Annotated in this window: 10 protein-coding genes; 7 read left to right on the plus strand and 3 right to left on the minus strand. The window is 54.2% G+C overall.

Translation table 11 applies throughout. From position 1 onward, the window contains the following. Positions 1–4 precede the first annotated feature (4 nt). Positions 5–553: a Rieske 2Fe-2S domain-containing protein gene (locus BLX24_RS25570; RefSeq protein ID WP_310590803.1), complete on the minus strand. Its 549-nt coding sequence runs from the start codon at positions 551–553 to the stop codon at positions 5–7. Between the two features lie 224 nt (positions 554–777). Here BLX24_RS25570 and BLX24_RS25575 point away from each other — a divergent pair, with 224 nt between their 5' ends. The 5 genes from BLX24_RS25575 (at position 778) to BLX24_RS25595 (ending at position 8,219) form a co-directional block, all read left to right on the plus strand. Continuing rightward, positions 778–3,753 (plus strand): serine hydrolase domain-containing protein, encoded by a 2,976-nt coding sequence (locus BLX24_RS25575; protein WP_071506071.1) that lies wholly within the window; start codon positions 778–780, stop codon positions 3,751–3,753. Positions 3,754–3,843: 90 nt separating this feature from the next. After that, entirely contained in the window at positions 3,844–4,302 is a 459-nt protein-coding gene (locus tag BLX24_RS25580) for a DinB family protein (protein ID WP_071506072.1), read from the plus strand. 96 nt (positions 4,303–4,398) lie between these two features. Next, complete coding sequence (locus BLX24_RS25585; protein ID WP_071506073.1) at positions 4,399–4,944, plus strand: (2Fe-2S)-binding protein; 546 nt, start codon at positions 4,399–4,401, stop codon at positions 4,942–4,944. 3 nt (positions 4,945–4,947) lie between these two features. After that, complete coding sequence (locus BLX24_RS25590) at positions 4,948–5,991, plus strand: FAD binding domain-containing protein (RefSeq protein WP_071506074.1); 1,044 nt, start codon at positions 4,948–4,950, stop codon at positions 5,989–5,991. Then, the gene (locus BLX24_RS25595; RefSeq protein WP_071506075.1) at positions 5,988–8,219 is read left to right on the plus strand and encodes a xanthine dehydrogenase family protein molybdopterin-binding subunit; all 2,232 of its coding nucleotides are present in this window, start codon (positions 5,988–5,990) and stop codon (positions 8,217–8,219) included. The genes BLX24_RS25590 and BLX24_RS25595 overlap by 4 nt, the downstream gene beginning before the upstream one ends. 155 nt (positions 8,220–8,374) lie before the next feature. Here BLX24_RS25595 and BLX24_RS25600 read toward each other — a convergent pair whose 3' ends face one another. After that, on the minus strand, positions 8,375–9,751 hold the full coding sequence (locus tag BLX24_RS25600) for a sensor histidine kinase (RefSeq protein ID WP_071506076.1): 1,377 nt from the start codon (positions 9,749–9,751) through the stop codon (positions 8,375–8,377). A gap of 55 nt (positions 9,752–9,806) precedes the next feature. Here BLX24_RS25600 and BLX24_RS25605 point away from each other — a divergent pair, with 55 nt between their 5' ends. Then, entirely contained in the window at positions 9,807–10,043 is a 237-nt protein-coding gene (locus BLX24_RS25605) for a hypothetical protein (protein ID WP_071506077.1), read from the plus strand. A 162-nt stretch (positions 10,044–10,205) separates the two neighbouring features. Here the strand turns inward: BLX24_RS25605 and BLX24_RS25610 are convergent, their stop codons facing one another. Beyond that, positions 10,206–11,585: a sigma-54-dependent transcriptional regulator gene (locus BLX24_RS25610; protein ID WP_071506078.1), complete on the minus strand. Its 1,380-nt coding sequence runs from the start codon at positions 11,583–11,585 to the stop codon at positions 10,206–10,208. Positions 11,586–12,036: 451 nt separating this feature from the next. Between BLX24_RS25610 and BLX24_RS25615 the strand changes: the two genes are divergently transcribed. Further along, positions 12,037–13,284 (plus strand): efflux RND transporter periplasmic adaptor subunit, encoded by a 1,248-nt coding sequence (locus tag BLX24_RS25615; RefSeq protein WP_071506079.1) that lies wholly within the window; start codon positions 12,037–12,039, stop codon positions 13,282–13,284. Positions 13,285–13,321 lie beyond the last annotated feature (37 nt).

The raw sequence follows: 13,321 nt of genomic DNA on the forward strand, positions 1-13,321 counted from the left end.
CAGATTAATAAACAACAAGAATTGAACCGTTAGACGCTGTTTTATAGACCGTCAGGCCTTTTGAGCCGAGGCTGTTCAGCCCTTGACCGGTCAGGGAAAAACGCGCGCCGTGAGCGGTGCAGTAAAACTCGCCGCTGCTGTAGATCACCTGTTTTTTAGGTTCGTGCGTACAGGTCTGCGTAGCCGCGACATACACCCCTGCGCTCGACAGGGCTACCACAATGCCGCCTGACACAATGTACCCACCCACTTTTTTGAGGTTAGCACTCGATGAGGCAGTCAGGTCAATCTTCAGTTTATAGCTGGTAATCGTCGTAGGATCTACACCGTTTGTGGTGCCGGACGACGACGTTGTCGAAGAGGTTGTCGTTGATACCGGCGACGAGGTTGTCGACGACGACGTTGAGGTTGAGGTTGGCGTTGTTGTCCCGCCTATGGTAATGGCATCTACATAGGTATCCTCTTCCCGCACACACGATGTTAGTAACGCCATCAGGGCTGCCCCCTTAAAGCCCATCGATTTCAAAAACTCTACACGCGTCATTTGTTCCATGATTCAATAAGACAGATTAGATCAATAGTACGATGGTTAGCTGCAACGGGCATCTGTCTATCATTACGAAATATAGACACCCGACGTTGCACGGCATTTTAACTTTTTTTTTGCTTTTCCTATGTCATTTGTCCTGCTTTTGTTTGTAAACACATCACATAATAACTGTTCCTTAGCAGAATTGGCCGATTTCATTAACTTTGGGATTCTCTATGTGTATCTGTATGACCCTACGCTTCCAACGCTGGCTGGCAGTTTGCCTGCTAACCGTCTCAACAACTGTACTTAACGCCCAGGTTACCCCCTCTTTTCTGCGTACAATTCCGAACGATAAGGCCCAACGCTGGGTCGACTCTGTTTTTAACGCCCTTACCCCCGACGAACGCATTGCCCAGCTCATCATGGTGGCCGGTTATTCCAACCGCAGCCGTGCCTATGAAGACTCACTGACGATGCTCGTACATGATTACAAAGTCGGCGGTGTCGTGTTCTTCCAGGGTGGTCCGGTCCGGCAGGCTAAACTGAACAACCGTCTCCAGGCGATGTCGCAGGTGCCGCTCCTGATCGCCATCGACGGCGAATGGGGACTGGCGATGCGTCTGGACAGTACTGTTCGCTATCCGTACCAGATGACCCTCGGTGCGCTGCCGGCCAACCGCGAAAACCTCATCTACCAAATGGGTGCCGATATGGCCCGTCAATGCCGCCGGATGGGTATCCATGTGAATTTCGCCCCGGTAGCGGACGTCAACAACAACCCGAATAACCCGGTAATTAATTTCCGGTCGTTCGGCGAGAATAAATACGAAGTGGCCCGCAAAGCCCTGCAATACATGCGCGGGATGCAGTCGGAAGGCTTGCTGACCAGTCTTAAACACTTCCCGGGCCACGGCGATACGGGCACCGACTCGCACTACGACCTGCCGCTGATTAACAAAAGCCGCCAGCAGCTCGATACGCTGGAACTATACCCCTTCCGCGAGCTGATCAACGCCGGTGCTTCGGGCGTCATGGTCGCGCACCTGAGTGTTCCGGCTCTCGACCCTACCCCAAACCGCCCGTCGACGCTTTCGCCGAACATCGTTTCCAACCTGCTCAAGAATGAGCTTGGTTTTCAGGGTCTCGTCTTTTCAGACGCCATGAACATGAAGGGATTGACGAAATACTTCCCGTCGGGCCAGGCCGACCGCTATGGACTGGAGGCTGGTATGGACGTGCTTGAGTTCACCGAAAACGTGCCGCTGGCCATTGCCGAAGTCAGGAAAGCCATTGCCGAAGGCCGCATTACACAAGAGTCAATCGACACACGTTGCCGGAAGATGCTGCAGGCCAAAGCCTATGCCGGTCTGAACCAGTACAAGCCGGTCGTGCTCGACAACCTCGTCCGTGATCTGAACCAGCCGTTTTCAGAACTGGTCAATCGCCAGCTGACCGAAAACAGCATTACCGTGCTGAAAAATGACGGCAACCTGCTGCCGCTTCAGCAACTCGATACACTGAGAATTGCGTCGGTTTCGCTCGAAGCCGCTACCCCGACGGCCTTCCAGCAGATGCTCGGAAACTACACGCAGGTCGATCACTTTAACATCACCAGCGGCATGGCCGATACGACGCTGACGCGCATTCGCGAGCAGCTGAAAAACTACAACCTCCTGCTGGTAGGCGTTCACCTGAACAACATCCGTCCGGGTGCGCGCTACGGGATGCAGCTCAAAACCGCTGCCCTTGTTGCCGAACTGGCCGCTACCGGCAAAGCCGTAATGACCGTTTTCGGAAACCCGTATGTGCTGGACAAACTGCCGGGTATCGAACAGGCACGGGCCGTTGTGATGCCATACCAGCTGACGAACTTTACCGAAGAATTATCGGCACAGCTGATTTTCGGGGCATTCGGCGCGGTCGGGCATTTGCCGGTGACGGTCAATAAACAGTTTACCTACGGCCAAAGCATTCCGACGCCGTCGCTCGGCCGGTTGAAATACACAATTCCGGAAGAAGTGGGCATTTCGTCGGCCTATCTGACCGCCCGCGTTGACTCAATTGTGAACTACGCCCTTCAGCAGAAAGCCATGCCGGGCTGCGTGGTGCAGATGGCTAAAGACGGCAAAGTGATCCTGCGGAAAGCCTATGGCTCCATTACGTACGACAATACCTACGGCGTTGCGCCACGGCCCGTCCGCCTCGACGACCTGTTTGACATGGCCTCGGTAACCAAGATCAGCACATCAACCCCGGCGCTGATGAAGCTGGTGGATATGGGTAAGTTCAACGTTGACGCTACAATGGCCGAGTATATGCCGGGCTATGCAAAATCGAACAAGGCAGACATTGTCTGGCGCGATGTGCTGACGCATCAGGCGCGGCTGAAAGCATGGATTCCGTTCTGGCGCGAAACCGTTAATCCCGACGGTACGTTTAAACCAAAAACCCTGGACGACGAAAAAAGCCGCCGCTACCCGATTGCCGTCACCGACAGTCTGTTCGAGTACCGTAAGTATCCGGAGCACATCTACGACGAAATCCGCGACTCGCCGCTGAACGCCAAAAAAGAATATATCTACAGTGATCTGTCGTTCTACCTCTACCCGAAAATCGTGAAGCGCCAGACCGGGATTGATTTCGAAGACTTTATTAAAGACACGTTCTACCGCCCGCTGGGCGCCACGACGCTGACCTTCAATCCGCGCCGGTTCTATGCCCTCGACCGCATTGTACCAACCGAATACGATTCGCTGTTCCGCAAGTCGCTGATCTGGGGGCGCGTACACGATGAGGGAGCCGCCATGCTGGACGGTTTATCGGGCCATGCCGGTTTGTTCGGATCGGCAAATGACCTGATGAAACTGGTTGAGATGTACCGCCGGAAGGGTAATTACGGCGGCGAGCAGTTCCTGAGCGCCGATGTGGTGACGCAGTTTACGCGCTACCAGTTCCCTGAGCAAGGCAGCCGCCGTGGCCTTGGTTTCGATAAGCCAACTTTCCGGTTCAGCGGTAATGCGCCTCGGTCAGCCAGTCCGTCGAGCTACGGCCATTCTGGCTTCACAGGTACATTCACCTGGATTGACCCGGATTACGGTATCAGCTACGTCTTCCTGTCGAACCGCGTCTATCCGACCCGTAACAACAATAAAATCAGCGAGCTGAATGTCCGTACCAATGTGGTCGAAGCCTTGTATCAGGGCATTAAGCGGGGAATTTAGAGACTAATGTAAAATGGATAATGTGTAATGTCCGGAACTCTTCCCGCATTATTCATTAGACATTGTCCAGTTTACATTACCCAAAAAAATATGAAAAACGTAATTCTGAATCTGATGGCCTATGAGTACTGGGCGAATCAGCGGGTAATCGGGGTTCTGGAAACCACCGGCAATCCGCCGGAAAAAGCAGTTACGCTCATGGCACATATCCTGGGCGCACAGGATGTCTGGTTTAACCGCATGACAAACAACCCCGAACCGGGTGTATCGTGGCCGCAGACGCCCGTTACGTCGCTGCGGCACCTGGCCGAAAAGTACTATACGAATTATACAAACTGGCTGGTTAACCTGACCAACGAAGAGCTGATTACTGTCGTTACGTACCGGAATCTGCAAGGCGATGGTCCGTTTCAGAATACCATGCAGGACATTCTGCTGCACCTGGGCAACCACTCAGCCTACCATCGCGGACAGGTAATTCAACTGCTGAAAACCGTCCGCGATGACGTGCCCGCCACCGATTACATCGTCTGGAAACGAGAAGTATAGCCCTGTTCAGAGACTACACTCACCGCCTGAATAACATTTAAAAACATCTCCGGAAGTCCGCTGTTTTGTGTTTATCTACAAAAACAGTGGACTTTTATGCAAACGACACTTCCCAAACAACCGGTTACGCGTCCGGCCCCCCGACTGGTTCCCACACAGCCTGTCACGCTGACGATCAACGGGACGCCGCATCAGCTTCAGCTGGCGCCCTGGACATCGCTGCTGGATGCGCTGCGCGAGTATGCGCACCTGACCGGCACCAAAAAAGGATGCGATCATGGTCAGTGCGGCGCCTGTACGGTGCTCGTCAACGGTAAACGCATTAACTCGTGCCTGACGCTGGCCGTCATGAAAGAGGGCGATGATATTCAGACGATCGAAGGCCTGGCCACCGGCGATCCGGCCAATCCGGAAAGCCTGCACCCGATGCAGCGCGCCTTTATCGAACACGATGCCTATCAGTGCGGCTACTGCACACCAGGACAAATCTGCTCGGCTGTCGGACTGATGAACGAAGGCCATGCAAAATCCAGATCCGATATACAGGAACTCATGAGCGGCAACATCTGCCGGTGCGGTGCCTATCCGCACATCACGGATGCGATTCAGGAGGTCATGCAGCAAACCCCTAAAAACGCATAGCCCATGAACAGCTTCTCCTATAGCCGCCCCGATGACGTAAACGCTGCGGTCGGCGAGATTTCGGAACAAACACAGGCAAAATTCATCGCCGGCGGTACCAATCTGCTTGACCTGATGAAGGAAAATGTCGAACATCCGCAACACCTGGTCGATATTAACCATCTGCCACTAGGCTTCATTGACGAACTGCCGGAAGGCGGTCTGCGCCTGGGGGCCCTGGTCACCAATGCCGACACAGCCTACCACGAGCTGGTACAAAAAAACTATCCGCTACTGTCGATGGCGATTCTGGCCGGTGCGTCTCCGCAACTCCGGAACATGGCCACAAACGGCGGCAACCTTTTTCAGCGGACCCGCTGCTATTATTTTTACGATACCGCAACAGCCTGTAATAAGCGGGAGCCCGGCTCGGGCTGCGGCGCACTAACCGGCTATAACCGCATTCATGCCATTCTGGGCACGGCTTCATCAGGCAATACGCCTCAGTGCATTGCTACTCACCCGTCGGACATGTGCGTAGCACTCCGGGCCCTCGATGCCGTAGTGCGGGTATCAGGCCCGAACGGAGACCGGACGATACCGATTGCCGATTTTCACCGCCTGCCCGGCGACGAGCCCGAACGGGATAACACCATCGAACCGGGCGAACTGGTGACGGCCATTGACCTGCCGGCAGAGCACTTCAATACCCATTACACCTATCTGAAACTCCGTGACCGGGCGTCCTATGCCTTTGCGCTGGTTTCGGTGGCAGTGGCGCTGCGTCTTGACGAGGGCGGGCAGATTGCAGAAGCCCGCATTGCGCTGGGCGGCGTGGCCCACAAACCGTGGCGAAATCCGGCCGCCGAAGCGCTGCTGACCGGCAAAGCCGCCGATACAACGCTGTTCCGGCAGGTCGCTGAGCAATTGCTCGACGGTGCGCAGGGTTACGGCAACAATACCTTCAAGATTGAGCTGGCCAAACGGGCGATTGTCCGGGCGCTGGATATGGCCTATGCAGGTTCGACACAGGCGGGCGACGCCTATAAACAGGAAGACATCTTATGAGCAACTACATTGGAAAACCCCTCAGCCGTGTCGATGGCGTGGCGAAGGTAACCGGTAAGGCAAAATATGCCGCCGAGTTCGATGCGCCCGATCTGACCTATGGCTACGTGGTATCAAGTACAATTACAAAAGGCCGGATTACGCATATCGAGACCAGCGAAGCCCTGAGCTTGCCCGGCGTTTTGTCGGTTATAACCCACGAAAACCGCCCGAAAATCGCGTGGCTCGACATGAGTTACAAGGACCAGGACGCCCCTCCCGGTTCGCCGTTCCGGCCGTTGCGCGACAATAAAATCAGTTACAGCGGTCAGCCGATTGCACTGGTCGTTGCCGAAACGTTTGAACTGGCACGCTATGCGGCGTCACTGATCCGGGTCGATTACCGCGAAGCGCCCCATGAAACCAACCTCGACACCAACCTGCATCGGGCCCGTAAGCCTAAATCAGGGCTGGCCAGCCTGCTGAAGCCACCACCGCCAAAGCCGCGCGGGAATTTTGATGAGGTATATGCGGCCTCACCGGCGAAAGTAGAAGGCCGTTACAGCCATTCGCCGGAACACCATAATCCGATGGAGATGTTTGCGAGTACGGTGGTCTATGAAAAAGACGGTAAGCTGACGATCTACGACAAAACGCAGGGTGCTCAGAACAGCCAGTTGTATGTCACACAGGCCTTTAACATGTCGTTCAGCGATGTACGGGTTATCTCGCCTTTTGTCGGTGGTGCCTTTGGGTCGGGACTGCGGCCACAGTATCAGCTGTTTCTGGCGGTCATGGCCGCCCGCGAACTGAAGCGGTCGGTGCGGGTTACGCTCACCCGTCAGCAAATGTTTACGTTCGGGCACCGGCCGGCCACAATCCAGAACATTGCCCTCGGAGCGGACAGCAATGGGAAAATTAACGCCATTTACCACGATGCGGTCGGTGAAACGTCGCAGTTTGAAGACTATACGGAAATTGTCCCGACCTGGTCGCCGATGATTTATCCGGCGGAGAACGTAACGCTTGACTACAAGATTGTACCGCTCGACGTTTTTACGCCCCTCGACATGCGCGCGCCAGGTGGCGTTACGGGCGTACCGGCCATCGAAACGGCGATTGATGAAATGGCCTACGAACTGGGCATTGATCCGCTTGAACTCCGGCTCATCAATTATTCGGACCGCAATATGGCCGAAGACAAACCCTTCTCCAGCAAGGAGTTGCGCGAGTGTTTCCGGCAGGGAGCCGAGCGCTTCGGCTGGGCGAAGCGGAACCCAAAACCGGGATCAATGCGCGACGGTCACAATCTGATTGGCTGGGGCATGAGTACCGGTATGTGGGAAGCCAACCAGATGCCTGCCCGCGCCGAAGCCGTACTGACCGTTAACGGCAAACTGCGGGTTACCTCGGCAACGGCCGACATTGGCACCGGAACCTATACCATCATGACGCAGATTGCGGCCGATACGCTGGGGATGCCGATGGAGGATGTCCTCTTTAAACTTGGCGACAGCGACATGCCGCTCGCTCCGATCGAAGGGGGTTCCTGGACAGCCGCGACGGTCGGTTCGGCGGTCAAGGTCGTGTGTGAAGAACTGGGCAGGAAGTTGTTTAAACTGGCGCAGAAAATTCCGGGGTCACCATTGGCCAAAGCGAAGTGGGACGACGTAGAGTTTGTTGACAAGCACATCCGGCTGAAACAGAATCCGGCCGCTGCGGTCTCCCTGCAACAGGCGGTGGACCAAAACGGCGGTGCGGCCGTCTGGCAGAAATCAACTTCTCTGCCCGCCATGATGAAGCAGAAAAACTATTCACGGGCAGCGCATTCGGCGGTATTCGTGGAGGTAATGGTAGATGAAGATCTGGGCACCATTCGCGTCACGCGGGCAGTAAGTGCCATTGCGGGCGGTAAAATCCTGAACCCGAAAACCGCCCGCTCCCAGATTATCGGCGGCATGGTCTGGGGCATCAGCAAGGCACTGGAAGAAGAATCGGTGATGGATCACACCATCGGCCGGTTTATGAACCATAGCCTTGCCGAGTACCATGTGCCGGTCAACGCCGACATTCACGACCTGGACGTGATTTTTGTGGAAGAGCACGATGATATTGTGAATCCGCTCGGAGTGAAGGGCTTAGGCGAAATCGGGATCGTAGGGATGCCGGCCGCCATTGCCAATGCGGTCTTCCACGCTACCGGCAAACGCATCCGCGAACTGCCGATCACGCTGGATAAAATACTATGACGACTATGATTAGTGTGATTGAATGACGACTATGATTAATGTGATTAAATGATGACTATGATTAAAACGATTTCTATCATTATTATTTTTTAATCATAGTCATCATTCAATCATTCCAATCCTGAGTCCATCATTCAATCATACTAATCATAGTCTCAGAAGATAAGGGTAAATAAACTGCCCTCACCAGGTTTGGATTCGACAGTGAGCTGACCGCCGTGGAGCTGCATAATCTGGCGCGACAGGCTCAGACCAATGCCACTGCCCGTCTTTTTGGTGGTATAAAACGGGATAAAAATCTGTTCCAGGGCTTCCGGCTCAATGCCAGGCCCATTGTCACGCACGTTCAGATGGATACGCGGACCTTCCATAACGGCACTCACCTCAATTTCGGGGTTCGGGCGGTTATCCAGACTCTCAACGGCATTCCGCAGGAGGTTGATCAGCACCATTTCTATCTGTCCGGCATCAGCACGGACCACCATATTGGCTGACGGCAGCGTAGTGGTCAGTTTTACCCCTTTGGGCTGAATATCCGCCTGTACCAGCTGCCCGATATGGCGGAACACGTCTACTACGTGCACATCGGCAAACTGCGGCTGGGGAATGGTCGTAAAATGCCGGTAGGCCTCCACAAACCGCATCAGGTTGCGCCCCCGGTTTTCGATAGTCACCAGCGCATCCCCCAAATCCGATACGGCATCACTAACTTTATAGCCGCCCGTTTCTTCCGCCGAACCGTTGGCCAGCTCCATCGCGTGCACATGCGGTGCCAGATCGTTGTCGAGAATGTCGCGCATGGTACCCGTCAGCGAGACGACCGGCGTCAGTGAGTTCATGATTTCGTGGCGCAGAACTTTCGTCAGATTTTGCCACGCATCCAGTTCCCGCCGCTGCAGCTCCGTCCGGATGTTTTGCAGCGACACGACCGTTACTAACCGCCCCCGCAGCCGCACATTGGCACACCGCACCGAGACTTCAGACCCGTTGGTCATCTGATACATAACCGGCGCCGACGTTTCGGTTGAGTGCAGGATGTTCAGCAACTGCGGATGGGGCTGTTGCAGGTCCGACAGTTGCCGGAGCCGGTAGACCTCCAGCAGCCGCAGCGCCGCCGGATTAACCAGCTCGACCTTACCGGCCGCATCAAACGTCAGCAAGCCGACGCTTACGTGCTGGACAATGGTATTAAGGTAGTGCAGATTGGCTTCATTTTCGGCCCGCGCCTGCCGGAAGGCTTCGAGAACCTCGTTGAACTGCTGGTTCAGGGCCTGGAAACTCTCGCCCAGTTTGTCGTCGGCTTTAAAGGAAACGGCAAAATCGGAATACTGCACCGACTCCAGAAAGCGGGTCAGTTTGCGGTTCATACCCGTCACATACCGGTACAGACTGACGTAGGTCGAGATCAGGACGATAAAAAGCGGCAGGGTCAGAAACGGTTGTTGCCGGTCAAGCCACAGGTACCCGACGGCCCACGCCGACAGCACAATCAGGGCAATCCGCCAGGAAATACCAATGGAAAAACGATTCATCCGTGTTATTGGTTTTAGTTAGTGAAAGCGGTAGCTTCACTAAAAAATTATTGGTATGCGTACAGTAGCACTCAGTATCCTTGCCGAATCCGACGAAGAATGGGTTATTGCTCTTCTGAACGGCTTGGCACAAAAACAGATCATTGCGCTGGTAGATGATCAGGATTATCCGACAGAAGGCTCTCAGTTATCACCGGCAGATTTACAACACCGGCTTGATAAAGCAGAAAACAGCCGCACTGTTTCATACGAAGAACTTACAGCCCTAAAACCGAACATGCTTTCAAACTAGCTGACTTACCATATCTGTACCCATCACGTGATTCCACACTGCTGCCAATACCTCGTAAATCGTACCTCGTAAATCGTACCTCGTACCTCGTAAATACCTAACGTAGGCTTAATCACACGATTGAAGAAACCTCGTAAATCGTACCTCGTACCTCGTAAATCCCTAAAGTCCATACTTCTCCAGCCTCCGGTACAGCGCCTGACGCGACAGGCCCAGTTCGCGCGACACATCCGTGATATTGCCCTGGTACTTCTGCATCGCGTGCTGAATCATCTGCTTCTCCATATCCTCGATGTGCAGCGACTCGGCGGCTGACGTAGTCGGTTGCAGCGGCGACTGTACGAGCGAGAAGTTTGCCGGTTCCAGCTCAGTGCCCTGCGCCAGAATCACGGCCCGCTCTACGGCATGCTGCAACTCCCGCACGTTGCCCGGCCATGCATATTGCTGCATCTGACGCACCAGCGCCGGACTCAGGCCCATAATCCGCCGGTTATACTGCTGCCGGTACTGCTTCATAAAATGCTCGGCCAGCGGCACAATGTCCTCGACCCGCTCCCGCAACGGCGGCAACCGCAATTCGATTGTATTGATCCGGTACAGCAAATCCTGCCGGAACGACCGGTCGGCCACGCGCCCGTACACATCGGCGTTGGTCGCGCAGATTAGCCGCACATCCACCGCTTTAGGCTTGTTAGACCCTACCCGCGTTACGTTCCGCTGTTGCAGAATCGTCAGCAGCCGGGCCTGTTGCGGCAGGGAAATGTTGCCGATTTCGTCCAGAAAGATGGTACCGGTATGGGCCTCTTCAAACCGCCCGGCCCGGTCGTCGCGGGCATCGGTAAACGCGCCTTTCACGTGGCCGAACAGCTCACTTTCAAACAGCGATTCGCTCAGGGCACCAATATCAACGCTGACAAACGGTTTATCGGACCGGTGTGACCGGCGGTGAATTTCACGGGCAATTACATCCTTACCCGTTCCGTTTTCGCCCAGAATCAGTACGTTGGCATCCGTGCCGGCAACCTGATCAATCGTTGCGAAGACCTGACGCATGGACGGGCTGCTGCCAATCAGGACGGTTCCGGCGGGTGAGGCGCTTTTCACGGCCCCCTTCTTCGCCGTATCACCTCCTGCCTTGGGCCGGCCCGTCGCTTCGGCAGCTTTGGCGCTCTTGGCCAGTGCAGACTCGATAGTAGCCAGCAATTTGGTATTTTCCCACGGCTTCAGTACAAAATCGGTCGCTCCCAGCTTGATCGCCCGGACCGCCATTTCCACGTCACCATAGGCCGTAATCAGGATCACGGTCGCCATGGGATCAATGTCCAGAATGCGGTCGAGCCAGAGGAAGCCCTCGCGGCCGCTGCTCACGTCCCGCTCGAAATTCATATCCAGCAGAATGACATCATATTGCCCGTTATTGATCAGAAACGGAATGCGTTCCGGATTTTTTTCAATATCAACGTGGCCGAAGTGGCGTTTCAGCAACAGCCGTGCGGCCATCAATACATCAGGATCGTCGTCAATGATGAGAAGTTTGCTCATGTGGTTGTGTCTATCGCCTCCTCGCCGGAGGATGGCCTATGGAATGTATTATTGTTCAGAAGGCTGTATCTGTCCGGTTTATCATTCGGGACAGCCTGGCGACGTTAAAGATAGTTAGCAAAAATGATTCCGCAGGTACTTACTTTCAGCGCGTATGGCCAGAACAGTACGCTAGCGGGATAGCCAACACGCTGATAATTAATGTCCGGCCGCACAAATGTCCATCTCAGCACTGACAGGCGTATTTTCCGGGTCAATTATCTTTTGTCCGCCACTGGACGGGTTTTGTCCGATTACGGACATGGGCCAAACACGCTTTCGGGTTAACATTCTGACCATCAGAGGCATTACCATTCTGGCACGTTCCTTGGCTATTACTGTTCAACGAAATTTTATACGTTAGAGCTGTAAAAGGCGCCACCGCTCTTCATCTCTTTCAATCTTTCAGAACATGGACCGCGTATTACCTAAACGATTCTGGACCAACCAACGCATAGCTATTGCCGTTGGAGCCACCGTTATCACTGGCTTATTGGCGTACACTTTTCTGTTTGCCGATTACCGTTCGAAATTAAACGTCGAACGCGATAAACTCACCGTTTCAACGGTCACTACGGGGCCTTTTGAAGATTTTATTGCTGTAACAGGCGTTGTTCAACCGCTGAAAACCATCCGGCTCGATGCGATTGTCGGCGGTTATGTAACCCAGAAAATGGTTGAAGGCGGCAGCATGGTGAAAAAAGGCGATATCATTCTCCGCCTCGAAAACCAAAACCTGAAGTTAAACTTCCTGCAATCAGAAACGGAAGCCAACCGACTGGTTAACGATCTTCAGAACACACGCCAGCGTTTACGGGTTGAACGCTTTGCGCTCCGCAAATCCCTGGCCGAACTGGATTATCAGCTTGATCAGGCCAAAGATACCTATGATCGCCAGCTCCGCATGTTTAAAGACAAAGTGGTGTCGGAAGAAGAATACCTGAAAGCGAAACGGGCCTACGACCGGCTGGTTGAGCAGCGCAAAATTGAGGTTGAATCACAGAAATACCAGGAAGAAAATGCCAATCTCCAGATTAAACAGCTGGAAGGCACCCTGGGCCGTACACAACGCAACGTAGCGCTGTGGCAGCAGACGCTGGAAAACCTGGTGGTAAAGGCACCGGTCTCAGGGCAGCTGTCAAGCGTGGACGTGGAAGTAGGCTCGAACATCAATCAGGGGCAGAACATCGGTCAGATCGACGACATGGACGGGTTCAAAATGCGCGTTGGTATCGATGAACACTACATCAGCCGCATTTTTGTCGGCCTGAAAGGTTCCTTTGAGTTTAACGGCAAAAAGCATGAACTGGAAATCTCCCGCGTATATCCGGAAGTGAAAAACGGCCGCTTCGAAGTAGACATGATCTTTGCCTCCGGAACACCGGCGGGTATCAAGCGGGGTCAGTCGTCGCCGCTGCAGCTGGAGCTGGGCAAGGCCGCTAAGGCGACCCTGTTGCCGGTTGGTGGTTTCTTCTCCGATACGGGTGGTAACTGGGTGTATGTCCTGGATAATTCGGGCAAACGTGCCGTGAAACGTACTATCACCCTGGGCCGTAAAAATCCTGAGTTCTACGAAGTACTGGAAGGGCTGCAGCCCGGTGAACAGGTTATCACCAGCAGCTACGAGAACTTCGGCAACAATGAGGTACTTGAATTTTAAGCAATTGATTACCACATACGCACATCGTGTCCATTAA

The sequence above is a fragment of the Arsenicibacter rosenii genome, assembly GCF_001870735.1.
In the GTDB taxonomy this organism is placed as follows: Bacteria; Bacteroidota; Bacteroidia; order Cytophagales; family Spirosomataceae; genus Arsenicibacter; species Arsenicibacter rosenii.

Coding starts and splice junctions, on each gene's coding strand:
- BLX24_RS25570 (WP_310590803.1), bottom strand. CDS start 553: ATGGAACAAATGACGCGTGTAGAGTTTTTGAAATCGATGGGCTTTAAG.
- BLX24_RS25575 (WP_071506071.1), top strand. CDS start 778: ATGACCCTACGCTTCCAACGCTGGCTGGCAGTTTGCCTGCTAACCGTC.
- BLX24_RS25580 (WP_071506072.1), top strand. CDS start 3,844: ATGAAAAACGTAATTCTGAATCTGATGGCCTATGAGTACTGGGCGAAT.
- BLX24_RS25585 (WP_071506073.1), top strand. CDS start 4,399: ATGCAAACGACACTTCCCAAACAACCGGTTACGCGTCCGGCCCCCCGA.
- BLX24_RS25590 (WP_071506074.1), top strand. CDS start 4,948: ATGAACAGCTTCTCCTATAGCCGCCCCGATGACGTAAACGCTGCGGTC.
- BLX24_RS25595 (WP_071506075.1), top strand. CDS start 5,988: ATGAGCAACTACATTGGAAAACCCCTCAGCCGTGTCGATGGCGTGGCG.
- BLX24_RS25600 (WP_071506076.1), bottom strand. CDS start 9,751: ATGAATCGTTTTTCCATTGGTATTTCCTGGCGGATTGCCCTGATTGTG.
- BLX24_RS25605 (WP_071506077.1), top strand. CDS start 9,807: ATGCGTACAGTAGCACTCAGTATCCTTGCCGAATCCGACGAAGAATGG.
- BLX24_RS25610 (WP_071506078.1), bottom strand. CDS start 11,585: ATGAGCAAACTTCTCATCATTGACGACGATCCTGATGTATTGATGGCC.
- BLX24_RS25615 (WP_071506079.1), top strand. CDS start 12,037: ATGGACCGCGTATTACCTAAACGATTCTGGACCAACCAACGCATAGCT.